Source organism: Streptomyces vilmorinianum, from assembly GCF_005517195.1.
Classification (GTDB): domain Bacteria; phylum Actinomycetota; class Actinomycetes; order Streptomycetales; family Streptomycetaceae; genus Streptomyces; species Streptomyces vilmorinianum.
This window is the reverse complement of the sequence record NZ_CP040244.1, coordinates 3423078-3436997: the sequence shown is the minus strand read 5'-3', so window position 1 is coordinate 3436997 and position 13920 is coordinate 3423078. Positions and strand designations below refer to the sequence as shown.

The 13920-nt window shown below is 71.2% G+C and carries 13 protein-coding genes and 1 riboswitch; all 13 genes read left to right on the top strand.

Annotation, left to right across the window (positions count from 1 at the left end; all coding sequences use genetic code 11):
• Positions 1 to 233: 233 nt before the first annotated feature.
• The 13 genes from FDM97_RS16110 (at position 234) to rpmF (ending at position 13919) form a co-directional block, all read left to right on the top strand.
• Entirely contained in the window at positions 234 to 998 is a 765-nt protein-coding gene (locus FDM97_RS16110; protein ID WP_137991095.1) for a helical backbone metal receptor, read from the top strand.
• A 136-nt stretch (positions 999 to 1134) separates the two neighbouring features.
• On the top strand, positions 1135 to 4365 hold the full coding sequence (gene icmF / locus FDM97_RS16105; RefSeq protein WP_137991094.1) for a fused isobutyryl-CoA mutase/GTPase IcmF: 3231 nt from the start codon (positions 1135 to 1137) through the stop codon (positions 4363 to 4365).
• 105 nt (positions 4366 to 4470) lie between these two features.
• A complete protein-coding gene (gene dhaK, locus FDM97_RS16100; protein WP_137991093.1) occupies positions 4471 to 5463 on the top strand; it encodes a dihydroxyacetone kinase subunit DhaK in 993 nt (330 codons plus the stop codon).
• A gap of 5 nt (positions 5464 to 5468) precedes the next feature.
• On the top strand, positions 5469 to 6083 hold the full coding sequence (gene dhaL / locus FDM97_RS16095; RefSeq protein WP_137991092.1) for a dihydroxyacetone kinase subunit DhaL: 615 nt from the start codon (positions 5469 to 5471) through the stop codon (positions 6081 to 6083).
• Positions 6080 to 6484 (top strand): PTS-dependent dihydroxyacetone kinase phosphotransferase subunit DhaM, encoded by a 405-nt coding sequence (locus FDM97_RS16090; protein ID WP_137991091.1) that lies wholly within the window; start codon positions 6080 to 6082, stop codon positions 6482 to 6484. The genes dhaL and FDM97_RS16090 overlap by 4 nt, the downstream gene beginning before the upstream one ends.
• Positions 6485 to 6558: 74 nt before the next feature.
• Positions 6559 to 6754: riboswitch (cobalamin riboswitch) on the top strand.
• A 29-nt stretch (positions 6755 to 6783) separates the two neighbouring features.
• Positions 6784 to 7491 (top strand): energy-coupling factor ABC transporter permease, encoded by a 708-nt coding sequence (locus FDM97_RS16085; RefSeq protein WP_137991090.1) that lies wholly within the window; start codon positions 6784 to 6786, stop codon positions 7489 to 7491.
• Positions 7488 to 7853, top strand: a complete 366-nt coding sequence (locus FDM97_RS16080; RefSeq protein WP_137991089.1) for an energy-coupling factor ABC transporter substrate-binding protein — start codon at positions 7488 to 7490, stop codon at positions 7851 to 7853. Before FDM97_RS16085 ends, FDM97_RS16080 begins: the two co-directional genes overlap by 4 nt.
• 6 nt (positions 7854 to 7859) lie before the next feature.
• A complete protein-coding gene (gene cbiQ, locus FDM97_RS16075) occupies positions 7860 to 8609 on the top strand; it encodes a cobalt ECF transporter T component CbiQ (RefSeq protein ID WP_137991088.1) in 750 nt (249 codons plus the stop codon).
• Positions 8606 to 9454: an ATP-binding cassette domain-containing protein gene (locus tag FDM97_RS16070; protein WP_137991087.1), complete on the top strand. Its 849-nt coding sequence runs from the start codon at positions 8606 to 8608 to the stop codon at positions 9452 to 9454. Before cbiQ ends, FDM97_RS16070 begins: the two co-directional genes overlap by 4 nt.
• 221 nt (positions 9455 to 9675) lie before the next feature.
• Entirely contained in the window at positions 9676 to 10875 is a 1200-nt protein-coding gene (locus FDM97_RS16065) for a serine hydrolase domain-containing protein (RefSeq protein ID WP_137991086.1), read from the top strand.
• Positions 10876 to 11055: 180 nt separating this feature from the next.
• Positions 11056 to 13071 (top strand): oxidoreductase, encoded by a 2016-nt coding sequence (locus tag FDM97_RS36840; RefSeq protein WP_137991085.1) that lies wholly within the window; start codon positions 11056 to 11058, stop codon positions 13069 to 13071.
• A 28-nt stretch (positions 13072 to 13099) separates the two neighbouring features.
• Complete coding sequence (locus FDM97_RS16055; protein WP_137991084.1) at positions 13100 to 13633, top strand: PadR family transcriptional regulator; 534 nt, start codon at positions 13100 to 13102, stop codon at positions 13631 to 13633.
• Between the two features lie 115 nt (positions 13634 to 13748).
• Positions 13749 to 13919, top strand: a complete 171-nt coding sequence (gene rpmF / locus FDM97_RS16050) for a 50S ribosomal protein L32 (RefSeq protein ID WP_137991083.1) — start codon at positions 13749 to 13751, stop codon at positions 13917 to 13919.
• Position 13920: the final 1 nt, after the last annotated feature.

The window sequence follows — 13920 nt, the reverse complement described above, 5'->3', positions numbered from 1 at the left end:
TGCCGCCTGCCGTCGTCGTGATCATAAGCACGGGAACGCACCCGACCCCCGGATGAGCGACGCGGACGCCGCGACCCGCACGGTCGCCGCCCACCTGGCCGGCTCCGACGGCTGGGCCCCGCGGCGCGTGACCAGCGGGGGATGACGCCAACACCCTGGTGATCAGGCCGCGTCGCCGGGCGTCCTACCATCGCCTCACCCCGACCGAGCGGTCACGACCGAGGGAGCCGGCGATGGCGCCGCTGTACGACGACATGGGAACCGCCATGGACATGGCCCGTCCGCCACGACGGGTCGTGTCGCTGGTGCCGTCGCTGACGGAGGCGATCGCGACCAGTCTTCCGGACGTCCTGGTGGGGGCGACCCAGTGGTGCACGCACCCCGGCGACCTCGACGTGGTGCGGGTGCGGGGCACCAAGAACCCGGACCGCGCGGCGATCGCGCGACTGCGGCCGGACCTCGTGATCGCGAACAAGGAGGAGAACCGGGAGCTCGACGTCACCCGGCTGCGCGCCGCGGGGCTGCCGGTGTGGGTGACCGTCATCGAGACCGTCCCGCAAGCCCTGGACTCGCTCGAGCGGCTGTTCGTCGAGGCGCTGGACGCCCCCGTCCCCGACTGGCTCACCACGGCACGAGCGCTCTGGACGGGCCCGCTTCCCGATGTCACCGCCACCGCCGCGGTCCCGATCTGGCGGGATCCCTGGATGGTGGTCGGGAGGTCCACGTTCACCGGCGACCTGCTGCGCCGGGCCGGTCTCGCCAACGCGTTCGCCGAGCACCCGGACCGCTACCCGCACGCGGCGCCGGAGGAGATCGACCGACCGGACGTGGACGTCGTCCTGCTGCCCGACGAGCCGTACGCGTTCACCGGGAGCGACGGCCCCGAGGCGTTCCACCGCGCGCCGACCCGACTCGTCAGCGGGCGGCTGATCACCTGGTACGGCCCGTCGCTCGTGCCGGCGCACAGCATGCTGAAGCAGCTCGTCGCCACGTTGTGACCTCGTTGTGAGCAGGGGGGCAGCTCACGCTCCTCTGTGTGCTCGTCGTCACATCGCCATCACCTCCGGCAATTTACTAGGACGTCCTAGTATCTTGTTCCGTCAGCGTTCCCCTGACCCATCTGGGAAGGCCCCCATGAGCGATCTGCACCGTCCCGTGCATCCCGTCCGCCTGGTCACCGCTTCAGCCCTGTTCGACGGGCACGACGCGTCGATCAACATCATGCGGCGGATCTTCCAGTCCCAGGGTGCCGAGGTCATCCACCTCGGGCACAACCGGTCGGTGCTGGAGGTCGTGGACGCGGCGCTCGAGGAGGACGCACACGGCGTGGCGGTCTCGTCCTACCAGGGCGGGCACGTGGAGTACTTCGAGTACCTCGTCGAGTCGCTGCGCGAGCGGGGCGCCGATCACATCCGCGTCGTGGGCGGCGGGGGCGGCGTGATCGTGCCGGAGGAGATCGCCCGGCTGCGCAAGAGCGGGGTGACCATCTTCTCCCCCGAGGACGGCCAGCGCCTCGGCCTCGCCGGGATGGTCAACTCGGTGGTCCGGGACTGCGATTTCGATCTCTGGGACGGCAAGCCGGCCGACGCCGCCGCCGTGCTGGCCGGTGACCGGTTCGCGGTCGCCCGCGCCATCACCGGCGCCGAACTCGGCAAGCTGCCCGCGGACCTCCTGGAGCAGGTGCGTGCCGCCGCGGCGGCACGGGTCACCCCGGTCCTCGGCATCACCGGCACCGGCGGCTCGGGGAAGTCGTCGCTGACCGACGAGCTGGTACGCCGGTTCCGTGTCGACCAGCAGGACAAGCTGCGGATCGCGGTGATCGCGGTCGACCCGACGCGCCGCCGTGGCGGTGGCGCGCTGCTCGGCGACCGCATCCGCATGAACTCCCTGGAGGGGGGCCGGGTCTTCTTCCGCAGCCTGGCCACCCGCGGCAGCCACGAGCTGCCCGAGCACCTGTCCGATGTGATCGACGTGGTCAAGGCCGCCGGGTTCGACCTCGTGATCGTGGAGACGCCGGGCATCGGCCAGGGGGACGCGGCGATCGTGCCGTTCGTCGACACCTCGATGTACGTGATGACGCCGGAGTTCGGTGCCGCCTCGCAGCTGGAGAAGATCGACATGCTCGACTTCGCCGACGTGGTGGCGATCAACAAGTTCGAGCGGCGCGGCGCCAAGGACGCGCTGCGCGACGTGAGCCGCCAGCTGATCCGTAACCGCGAGGCCTTCGGCAAGAAGCCCGAGGACATGCCGGTGTTCGGCACCTCGGCCGCGACGTTCAACGACGACGGTGTCACCGCGCTCTACCAGCACCTGACGCCCGCCCTGGCCGAGAAGGGGCTGCCGTTGACCGAGGGCACGCTGCCGCGGGTCGACGTACGCCACTCGTCCGGCATCCGCCAGGTGGTGCCCGCGGAACAGGTGCGCTACCTGGCCGAGATCACCGAGACGATCCGCGGGTACCACGCCGAGACGGAGCGGCTTGCCGAAGCGGCCCGGCGGGTGCAGCGCCTCGACCTGGTGAAGGGCGAACTCGTCGAGACCGGCTCCGACGCCGCGAACGTGGAGTCGCTGCTCGACGATGCCCGCAAGCAGCTCCCGCACGAGATCACGGAGCAGATCGAGGGCTGGCCGGCCGTCGTGGCGTCCTACTCCGGCGACGAGCAGGTCGTGAAGGTCCGGGACAAGGAGCTGCGCACCAAGCTGACCCGCGAGTCCCTGTCGGGCAACAAGGTCCCCCGCGTCGCGCTGCCCAGGTTCAACGATCACGGGGAGCTGGTGCGGTTCTGGCGTCGGGAGAACCTGCCGGGCTACTTCCCGTTCAGCGCCGGGGTGTTCCCGTTCAAGCGCGACGGTGAGGACCCGGCCCGGATGTTCGCCGGCGAGGGTGACCCGTTCCGTACGAACCGCCGGTTCAAGCTCCTGTCCGAGGGCCAGCCGGCCACCCGGCTGTCCACAGCCTTCGACTCGGTGACGCTCTACGGCCGTGACCCCGACGAGCGTCCCGACATCTACGGCAAGGTCGGCACCTCCGGTGTCTCGGTCGCGACCCTCGAAGACATGAAGGCGCTCTACGACGGCTTCGACCTGGTCGCGCCGACGACCTCGGTGTCGATGACGATCAACGGTCCGGCACCCACCGTGCTGGCGTTCTTCCTCAACACCGCCGTCGACCAGCAGATCGAGGGGTTCCGCGCCGCCGAGGGCCGCGACCCGTCGCCCGAGGAGGCGACGGAGCTGCGTGCGCGCGCGCTGGCGAACGTACGCGGCACGGTGCAGGCCGACATCCTGAAGGAGGACCAGGGCCAGAACACCTGTCTGTTCTCCACCGAGTTCTCCCTGCGGATGATGGCCGACATCCAGGAGTGGTTCATCGCGAACAAGGTCCGCAACTTCTACTCGGTGTCCATCTCCGGCTACCACATCGCCGAAGCCGGGGCGAACCCCATCAGCCAGCTGGCCTTCACCCTGGCCAACGGCTTCACCTATGTCGAGGCCTACCTGGCCCGGGGCATGCACATCGACGACTTCGCCCCGAACCTGTCGTTCTTCTTCTCCAACGGCATGGACCCGGAGTACTCGGTACTGGGCCGGGTCGCCCGCCGGATCTGGGCCGTCGCGATGAAGCGGAAGTACGGCGCCAACGAGCGCTCCCAGAAGCTGAAGTACCACGTCCAGACGTCCGGGCGCTCCCTGCACGCCCAGGAGATGGACTTCAACGACATCCGCACCACCCTGCAGGGGCTCATCGCCATCTACGACAACTGCAACAGCCTGCACACCAACGCCTACGACGAGGCCGTCACCACCCCCACCGAGGAGTCCGTCCGCCGGGCCCTGGCCATCCAGCTGATCATCAACCGGGAATGGGGCCTGGCGATGAACGAGAACCCGCTCCAGGGCTCGTTCGTCATCGACGAACTCACCGACCTGGTCGAGGAAGCCGTCCTGGCCGAGTTCGAGCGGATCAGCGAGCGCGGCGGCGTTCTCGGCGCGATGGAGACCGGCTACCAGCGCGGCCGCATCCAGGACGAGTCGATGCTCTACGAGCAGCGCAAGCACGACGGCAGCCTGCCCATCATCGGCGTCAACACCTTCCGTAATCCCAAGGCGGACACCGCCGAGCCCGGCGTCATCGAGCTGGCCCGCGCCACCGAAGAGGAGAAGCAGTCCCAGCTGGAGCGCGTACGGGACTTCCAGGACCGCCACCGCGACGAGGCCCACGAGGCCCTGGCCGCGCTCAAGGACGCGGCGGTGAACGGCGACAACGTCTTCGCCGTGCTCATGGACGCCGCACGGGTCTGCTCCCTTCAGCAGATCACCGAGGCCTTCTTCGAGATCGGCGGCCAGTACCGGCGCAACGTCTGACCGGTTCGCGCACCGGACCACGCGGCGGGTTGTGCGACGTCCCGGATGGGCATGTGGGCAAGCTGAAGAGAGAACGGCCCCCACCCTGCCCATCAGGAGGTACCCATGAGGATGCTGATCAACGTCCCGGAGACCGTCGTCGCCGACGCGCTGCGTGGCATGGCCGCCGCGCATCCCGAGCTCACCGTCGATGTCGACAACCGCGTCGTCCTGCGGCGGGACGCCCCCGTCGCGGGGAAGGTGGGGCTGGTGTCCGGGGGCGGGTCCGGGCATGAGCCGTTGCACGGAGGGTTCGTGGGGCCCGGGATGCTGGCGGCGGCGTGTCCCGGGGAGGTGTTCACCTCGCCCGTGCCCGATCAGATGGTGCGGGCCGCGGCCGCCGTGGACAGCGGGGCCGGGGTGTTGTTCGTCGTCAAGAACTACACCGGTGACGTCCTCAACTTCGAGATGGCCGCCGAGCTCGCCGAGGACGAGGGCATCCAGATCGCCAAGGTGCTCGTCGACGATGACGTGGCGGTGACGGACAGCCTCTACACGGCCGGGCGGCGCGGGACCGGGGGCACGCTGTTCGTGGAGAAGGTCGCCGGGGCCGCGGCCGAGGAGGGCGCGCCCTTGGAGCGGGTGGAGGCGATCGCGCGGCGGGTGAACGAGCGGTCGCGGAGTTTCGGTGTGGCGCTCAGCGCCTGCACCACGCCTGCGAAGGGAAGTCCCACCTTCGACCTGCCCGCGGGTGAGCTGGAGCTGGGCATCGGGATCCACGGCGAGCCCGGGCGGGAGCGGCGGCCGATGATGACCTCGCGCGAGATCGCGGACTTCGCCGTCGACGCCGTACTGGACGACCTGCGGCCGTCCGGGCCGGTCCTCGCGCTCGTCAACGGCATGGGGGCCACGCCGCTGCTCGAACTGTACGGGTTCAACGCCGAGGTCCAGCGGGTCCTGACGGAGCGTGGGGTGCCGGTCGCCCGGACCCTGGTGGGCAACTACGTGACCTCGCTCGACATGGCCGGCTGCTCGGTGACGCTCTGCGAGGCCGACGAGGAGATTCTGCGGCTGTGGGACGCGCCGGTTCAGACGCCCGCCCTGCGCTGGGGCCGGTGAGAGGAGTGTCCGAAGTGACCGAGTTCGACGCCGCGTTCTTCCACCGCTGGCTGACCCGCGCCGCCGCCGTCGTCGACCGTGAGGCCGACCGTCTCACGGAGCTCGACGCGGCGATCGGCGACGCCGACCACGGCGCCAACCTGAAGCGGGGCTTCGCCGCCGTCACGGACGTACTGGGCAAGGAGCCGCCGGAGACACCGGGGGCCGTACTCGTCGTCGCGGGGCGGCAGTTGATCTCGACCGTCGGCGGTGCGTCCGGGCCGCTGTACGGAACGCTGCTGCGCCGCACCGGGAAGAGCCTCGGCGAGGCCCCGGCGGTGACGCTGCCGGAGTTGGCGGCGGCGCTCACCGCGGGGGTCGCCGCGGTCGCCCAGCTCGGCGGGGCCCAGGTCGGGGACAAGACCATGCTGGACGCGCTCGTTCCGGCGGCCGAGGCGCTGGGCGAGTCCTTCGCGGCGGCCCGGGACGCGGCCGATCGGGGCGCCCTCGCGACGGTACCTCTCCAGGCGCGCAAGGGCCGGGCGAGCTATCTCGGTGAGCGTTCCATCGGCCACCAGGACCCAGGGGCCACCTCGTCGGCGCTGCTGATCGGCGCTCTCGCGGAGGTGGCGGACGCGTGAGCGGACAGGTGGGCATCGTTCTGGTCTCGCACAGCGCGGCCGTGGCCGACGCCGTCGCCTCCCTCGCCCGGGGGCTCGCGGGCGGCGGGGCGACCGCACCGGTCGCCGCCGCCGGAGGCACCCCCGACGGGGGTCTCGGCACCAGCTCGGAGCTGATCGCCGAGGCGGCGAAGTCGGTCGACGGGGGTGCCGGTGTGGCCCTGCTCGTCGATCTGGGCAGCGCCGTCCTGACCGTCAAGGCGCTCCTGGCCGAGGAGGACGAACTGCCCGAGGGGTCGCGGCTCGTGGACGCCCCGTTCGTCGAGGGAGCCGTCGCTGCGCTCGTCACGGCGAGCGCCGGCGGGGACCTGGACGCGGTCGTGGCGGCCGCCTCGGAGGCGTACGCGTACCGCAAGGTGTGAGGGAGGAGCCCCTCAGGCGCCCGTCACAGCCCGTGCCCGAGGGCACCCGTGTTGTGATGTGCCTGGTCAACCCACTAATGTCGCAGGGCCTTGGTGTACGGGAAGCCGGTGCGATACCGGTGCGGCCCTCGCCACTGTGATCGGGAAGTCCGGCTCCGGCCCTTCGGGGCAGCCACTGGACCGCCGCGGGAGACCGCGGCGGTGTGGGAAGGCGGAGCCGCGGCGGCATGACCCGTCAGCCAGGAGACCGGCCAAGGCGCGTTGTCCATCCACGAGGTGCTGGAGAGGGTCTTCCCACCATGCATATAGCCGAGGGGTATCTGCCCCCTGTGCACGCGGCCGCCTGGGGAGTCGCGTCCGCTCCCTTCGTCGTCCACGGTGTCCGCGCGCTGACCCGTGAGGTGAGGGCCAACCCGGAGTCCACGCTGCTGCTCGGCGCCTCCGGCGCGTTCACGTTCGTCCTGTCCGCCCTCAAGATCCCTTCGGTGACGGGCAGTTGCTCGCATCCCACCGGTACGGGTCTGGGCGCGATCCTGTTCCGGCCGCCGGTGATGGCGGTCCTTGGCACCATCACGCTGCTCTTCCAGGCGCTGCTGCTCGCCCACGGCGGGCTCACCACCCTCGGCGCCAACGTCTTCTCGATGGCGATCGTCGGGCCGTGGGCCGGCTTCGGTATGTACTGGCTGCTGCGCCGCTTCGACGTGCCGCTCATGGTGAGCGTGTTCTTCGGTGCGTTCGTCGCCGACCTCTCCACGTACTGCGTCACCAGCGTGCAGCTCGCGCTGGCGTTCCCGGACCCGGGCAGTGGCGTGCTGGGCGCGCTCGCCAAGTTCGGCGGGATCTTCGCCGTCACGCAGCTGCCGCTCGCCGTCAGCGAGGGTCTGCTGACGGTGCTCGTGATGCGTCTGCTGAGGCAGTCCAGCAAGAGCGACCTGACCCGGCTCGGGGTCCTGCTCCCGGCCGGGAAGGGCAGGAAGACCGACACGACGGAGGCGAGCGCCCGATGAGCCGGAACGCGAAGATCAACGCGCTGCTGCTGCTCGTGGTGGTGGCGCTGGCGGTGCTGCCGCTCGCGCTGGGCCTCGGTGACGACAAGGAGGAGCCGTTCACCGGCGCGGACGGGCAGGCCGAGGCGGCGATCACCGAGATCGACCCCGACTACGAGCCGTGGTTCAGCCCGCTGTACGAGCCGCCGTCCGGTGAGATCGAGTCGGCGCTGTTCTCCCTGCAGGCGGCCATCGGCGCCGGTGTCCTCGCGTACTACTTCGGTCTGCGGCGCGGTCGCAGGCAGGGCGAGGCCCGTGCGGCGGCGACAACCGCGGCCGAGGCGGGGGCGAAGGCGCCCGTCGTGACCGCGGGCGACGAGTAACCGCCGGTGCTGCCGATCGACGCGGCGGCGCACAGCAGTCGCTGGCGCCGCCGTCACCCTTGCGAGAAGGCCGTGCTCGGCTTCGGTCTGACCCTGTGCGCGGTCTGTCTGCCGCCGTGGCCGGGTGCCGTCCTGGTCGCCGCGGCCACCCTCGCCGTGCTGCTGGGTCCGGCCGGTGTGCCGGGGCGTCAGCTCTGGCGTGCGTTCCGCATCCCGCTGGGTTTCTGTGTGACGGGCGCGATCCCGCTGCTGTTCGAGGTGGGCGGTCCACGGGGGCTCGTCGCCCTCGCGCCCGACGGCCCGGTCCACGCGGGTGAGCTGCTGCTGCGGACCTCGGCCGCGTCCCTCGGCGTGCTGCTGTTCGCGTTCACCACACCCGTCTCGGATGTGCTGCCCTGTCTGGTACGGGCGGGGGTGCCGGCGCCCGTGGTGGATGTGGCGCTGGTGATGTACCGGATCAGCTTCCTTCTGTTGGATGCGATATCCAAAATCCGACAGGCGCAGGCGGCCCGGCTCGGACTGACCACCCGGGCGGCGACCTGGCGCTCGCTCGCCGGGCTCGGCGCGACGGCGTTCGTGCGCGCTTTCGACCGGGCGCAGCGCCTGCAGACCGGGCTCGCCGGGCGGGGGTATGACGGGACCCTGCGGGTCCTGGTGCCCCAGGCCCCGGTGTCGGGCCGGTTCCTCGCCTCCACGGCCGGCCTCCTCGCCGGTCTCGTCGCCTTCACCCTCGTACTGGAAAGGTCCCTGCCGTGAGTGTTCCGCCGCCTGTCGTGGAACTGGTGAAAGCCGGGTTCGCCTACGAGGACGGGCCCGCCGTCCTCGACGGCATCGACTTCGGCGTGCCTGAGGGCCGGGCGATGGCTCTGCTCGGGCGCAACGGCAGCGGCAAGACGACGCTGCTGCGGCTGCTGAGCGGGGGTCTGCGCTGCGGCAGTGGCGCACTGCGCCTGGACGGTGAGGACGTGTCGTACGACCGGAAGGGCCTGACCCGGCTGCGGACGACCGTGCAGCTGGTCGTCCAGGACCCGGACGATCAGCTCTTCGCCGCCTCCGTGGGCCAGGACGTGTCGTTCGGGCCGATGAACCTGGGGCTGCCGGAGGAGGAGGTACGGCTCCGGGTGCGCGAGGCGCTGGAGGCGCTGGACATCGTGGCCCTGGAGGACCGGCCGACCCATCTCCTGTCGTACGGACAGCGCAAGCGGGCGGCGATCGCGGGGGCGGTGGCGATGCGTCCGCGGGTCCTGATCATGGACGAGCCGACGGCCGGGCTCGATCCGCACGGCCAGGAGCGGCTCCTCGACGTGCTCGGCCGGCTGCGGGAGTCGGGCACGACGGTGGTGATGGCGACGCACGACGTCGACCTGGCGCTGCGCTGGGCGGACGAGGCCGCCGTGCTCTCGCCGGAGGGGCTGCGGACGGGACCGATCGAGGAACTGCTCGCCGACGACGCCCTGCTCGACGCGGCGCGGCTGCGCCGCCCGTGGGGCATGGCGGTGACGCGTCTGCTGCGCGCGCACGGCCTGCTCGACGCGGACGCGGAGGGCCCGCGCACGGCGGAGGACCTGGACCGCTGGGCCGCTACGCCCCGGAGCGCCTAGCGCCTGGCGGTTGGCGGCTGGTGGCTTGCGGCTTGCGGCTTGCGGCTGTCGTGTCCGTCATCACGGGCACGCGGCCGCCCCGGTGGCTCGCGTGGCTCGCGTGGCTCGCGTGGCTCCGAACGAGTGGACTCGGCGGAACGCGGACCGGACGGGGACCCTCGTCCAGGGGTCGGGTGGTGACCTGGCCCTCTCAGACACCGATCTGGAAGAGGCGCCCCGAGATGCGACGTACCCCCGCCCGCCGTCTGTTCGCCGCAGCGCTGCTCGTGGCGTCCGTGCTGGCACCGATGGCGGCGGCTCCCGCCACCGCCGTCCACGCCGCCGCCTTCGACCGGTACGACAACGACGAGTGCCCGCCCGAGGGTCTCGGGCCCGAGCTGACCGCCCGGCTGGACAAGGCCGTCGAGGACGTCCGCGAGCAGGCCGGGATCCCCGGCGTCGTCGTCGGGCTGTGGATGCCGGGCAAGGGGAGCTACGTCCGCGCGACCGGTGTCGCCGACACCGTCACCCGCAAGCCGATGACCGAGGACGTCTTCGTACGTATCGGCAGCGAGACCAAGACCTTCACGGTCACCGCCCTGCTGAAGCTCGTCGACGACGGCAAGGTCCGGCTGGACGACCCGATCTCCGCCTACGTCGACGGCGTGCCCGACGGCGCCCGGATCACACTGCGCCAGCTGGCCGAGATGCGCAGCGGCCTGTTCCCGTACACCGACGACGCCGACTTCCAGCACGACCTGCTCAGCGACCCGAGCCGCTCGTTCACCCCGCGGGAGGTGCTCGCGTACGGCTTCAAGCACAAGAACACCTTCGACCCGGGCAAGCAGTTCCAGTACTCCAACACCAACCTCGTCCTCCTCGGCCTCGTGGTCGAGAAGGTCAGCGGTCAGCGCCTCGTCGACGTCATCGACAAGAGGGTGCTCCGCCCGGCCCGCCTGCGCCACACGCTGTTCCCGCAGGGCGCGGAGTTCCCCGAACCGCACCCACGCGGCTACACCAACCAGACGCTGAGCGGCGAGGTCACCGACTCCACGGACTGGAACCCCAGTTGGGCCTGGGCGGCGGGGGCGATGATCTCGGACCTGCACGACCTGCGTCGCTGGGCGAAGATCGTCGCCACCGGCACGCTGCTCAGCCCGCAGACCCAGGCCGAGCGGCTCAGGATGCTGCCGACCGGGGTCCCCGGCACGAGCTACGGACTCGGCATCTTCGAGAGCGGCGGCTGGATCGGGCACAACGGCTCGATCCCGGGATACGAGACCGTGACCGTCCATCTGCCCTCGCAGAAGGCGACGCTGGTGCTCATGCTGAACACGGACATCACCTCGCAGGGCCAGGAGCCGAGCTCGCTGGTCGCCCGGGCGATCACGCAGATCGTGACGCCGGACAACGTGTACGACCGCCCGGTCCCCCCGCGCTAGGGGGAGCCTTTCCGATCACCGGATCGCCGCACCCCGGCCCCCGGGCGGACCCCGCCCGGGGGCCGCGTCATGGGCGCAACGTCGCGCACATCACGCTCCCCACGTTATGCAACTTGTTGCACAACGCCCCTCGGGTCGTCTACAACAGTCGGTGACGACACTGCGCGAGGAGGCGCCCCCATGACCCCGTACCCGCACCTGCTGAGCCCGCTCGACCTCGGGTTCACCACCCTGCCCAACCGGGTGCTCATGGGCTCCATGCACGTCGGCCTCGAAGAGACCGAGAACGGCTTCGAGCGCATGGCCGCCTTCTACGCCGAGCGCGCCCGCGGCGGCGTCGGCCTCATCGTGACCGGCGGCATCGCCCCCAACGAGGCCGGCCGGCCCTGGGACGGCGGCGCCAAGCTCACCACCGAGGAGGAGGCGGCGGAGCACCGGCTCATCACCGGCGCCGTGCACGAGGCGGGTGGCCGGATCGCGATGCAGATCCTGCACTTCGGCCGGTACGCCTACCACCCCGCGCTCGTCGCGCCCAGCGCGATCCAGGCGCCGATCAGCCCCTTCGTACCGAACGAGCTCAGCGACGCCGAGGTCGAGCAGACCGTCGAGGACTACGCCCGCTGCGCCGAGCTCGCCAAGGCCGCCGGCTACGACGGCGTCGAGGTCATGGGTTCCGAGGGCTACCTGATCAACGAGTTCATCGCGGCCGCCACCAACCACCGCACCGACCGCTGGGGCGGCAGCTACGAGAACCGGGTCCGCTTCCCGCTGGAGATCGTCCGCCGTATCCGCGAGCGGGTCGGCGAGGACTTCATCGTCATCTACCGCCTCTCGATGCTGGACCTGGTCCCGGGAGGTTCGACGCTGGAGGAGGTCGTCTCCCTCGCCAAGGAGATCGAGGCCGCCGGCGCCACCATCATCAACACCGGCATCGGCTGGCACGAGGCCCGTATTCCCACCATCGCGACCTCCGTCCCGCGCGGCGCCTACACCTGGGTCACCAAGAAGCTGATGGGCGCGGTGAGCGTCCCCCTCGTCACCAGCAACCGCATCAACACCCCCGAGGTCGCCGAGCAGATCCTCGCCGAGGGCCGCGCCGACATCGTCTCCATGGCCCGCCCCTTCCTGGCCGACCCCGACTTCGTGGCCAAGGCCGCCGCGGACCGCGCCGACACCATCAACACCTGCATCGGCTGCAACCAGGCCTGCCTCGACCACACCTTCAGCCTGAAGATCACCTCCTGCCTGGTGAACCCGCGCGCCTGTCACGAGACCGAGCTGGTCCTCTCCCCCACCCGCCTCGCCAAGCGGATCGCCGTCGTCGGCGCGGGCCCGGCCGGTCTCGCCTTCTCCGTCTCCGCCGCCGAACGCGGGCACGCGGTCACGCTGTTCGACTCCGCGGGCGAGATCGGCGGCCAGCTGAACATCGCGAAGCGGGTGCCGGGCAAGGAGGAGTTCAACGAGACGCTGCGCTACTTCCGCACCCAGCTCGACGCCCGGGGCGTCGAGGTCCGGCTGAACACCACCGCCACCGCCGAGCTCCTCGCCGCGTACGACGAGGTGGTCGTCACCACCGGCGTCACCCCGCGCACGCCGGAGATCGAGGGCATCGACCACCCGAGCGTGGTCAGCTACCTCGACGTCCTGCGCGACGGGGCGCCGGTCGGCGAGCGGGTCGCGATCATCGGCGCGGGCGGCATCGGCTTCGACGTCGCCGAGTTCCTCACCGACGGCGGCGAGGGCGCGAGCCAGGACCCCGAGACGTACTTCCGCCAGTGGGGCGTCGACACCTCGTACGCGACGCGCGGCGGACTGCGCGCCCCCGAGCGGCCCCGGCCCCCGCGCCAGGTCCACCTGCTCCAGCGCAAGACCACCAAGGTCGGCGCCGGCCTCGGCAAGACGACGGGGTGGATCCACCGCGCCGAGATGAAGCACCGCGGCGTCACCATGGTCGCGGGCGCCTCGTACGAGCGGATCGACGACGAGGGTCTGCACATCAGCGTCGACGGCGAGCCGCAGACCGTCCCCGTCGACACGATCGTGCTGTGCACCGGCCAGGAGCCGCGCCGTGGTCTGTACGAGGAGCTGATCGCCGCGGGCCGCACCGCGCATCTCATCGGCGGCGCCGACGTGGCCGCGGAGCTGGACGCCAAGCGCGCCATCGACCAGGGCACGCGCCTGGCGGCCGCTCTGTGAGTGGTACCGCCGAATCTAGGATGCGTGCATGTCCCTCCCGCACGCGATCCTGACCGCGCTGCTCGAGAAGCCGTCCTCCGGCCTCGAGCTGACGCGCCGTTTCGACAAGTCGATCGGCTATTTCTGGTCGGCCACGCACCAGCAGATCTATCGCGAGCTGGGCAAGCTGGAACAGGCGGGGCACATCCGTGCCCTGCCCACCCAGGCACCGGCCCGTGGGCAGAAGAAGGAGTACGAGGTCCTGCCCGCGGGCCGCGCCGAGCTGACCGAGTGGGTGGCGAGGAACGAGGACCCCAAGCCGATGCGCGCCGCCCTGCTGCTGCGGATGCGGGCGGCGGCCGTCGTCGGGGCGCCCGGCATGCGCGAGGAGCTGCGCCGCCATCTCGACCTGCACCAGCGGCAGTTGGACGAGTATCTGGAGATCGAGGTACGGGACTTCCCGCCCGCGCGCCGGGAGAGCGAGCCGGACCGGCTGCGCCATCTCGTCCTGCGGGGCGGGATCGACCTGGAGCGCTTCTGGGTGGAGTGGCTGACGCACGCGCTCGCCGAGCTGGAGGGGTAGGCGGGGAGCGCGGAGCCGGGAGCCCCGGAGCTCGGAGCTCGGGCCCGTTTTTGTTAATGGGAACCATTTTCAGGTAGCGTGATCGCCACGTCCCGACGATGGAGGTCCGTTTCCCATGGCCGTACCCAAGCGGAAGATGTCCCGCTCCAACACCCGCCACCGCCGCGCCCAGTGGAAGGCGACCACGCCCCAGCTGGTCCCGATCACGGTCGACGGAGTCGTCTACCGGGTGCCGCAGCGCCTGGCCAAGGCGTACGAGCGCGGCCTGCTGCGCCCGGAGGGCTGAG

Excerpts from the sequence above, each read along its gene's own strand:
- FDM97_RS16065 (WP_137991086.1), top strand. The coding sequence starts at position 9,676 with ATGCGACGTACCCCCGCCCGCCGTCTGTTCGCCGCAGCGCTGCTCGTG.
- FDM97_RS16110 (WP_137991095.1), top strand. The coding sequence starts at position 234 with ATGGCGCCGCTGTACGACGACATGGGAACCGCCATGGACATGGCCCGT.
- rpmF (WP_137991083.1), top strand. The coding sequence starts at position 13,749 with ATGGCCGTACCCAAGCGGAAGATGTCCCGCTCCAACACCCGCCACCGC.
- icmF (WP_137991094.1), top strand. The coding sequence starts at position 1,135 with ATGAGCGATCTGCACCGTCCCGTGCATCCCGTCCGCCTGGTCACCGCT.
- FDM97_RS16055 (WP_137991084.1), top strand. The coding sequence starts at position 13,100 with ATGTCCCTCCCGCACGCGATCCTGACCGCGCTGCTCGAGAAGCCGTCC.
- FDM97_RS36840 (WP_137991085.1), top strand. The coding sequence starts at position 11,056 with ATGACCCCGTACCCGCACCTGCTGAGCCCGCTCGACCTCGGGTTCACC.
- FDM97_RS16085 (WP_137991090.1), top strand. The coding sequence starts at position 6,784 with ATGCATATAGCCGAGGGGTATCTGCCCCCTGTGCACGCGGCCGCCTGG.
- FDM97_RS16080 (WP_137991089.1), top strand. The coding sequence starts at position 7,488 with ATGAGCCGGAACGCGAAGATCAACGCGCTGCTGCTGCTCGTGGTGGTG.
- dhaK (WP_137991093.1), top strand. The coding sequence starts at position 4,471 with ATGAGGATGCTGATCAACGTCCCGGAGACCGTCGTCGCCGACGCGCTG.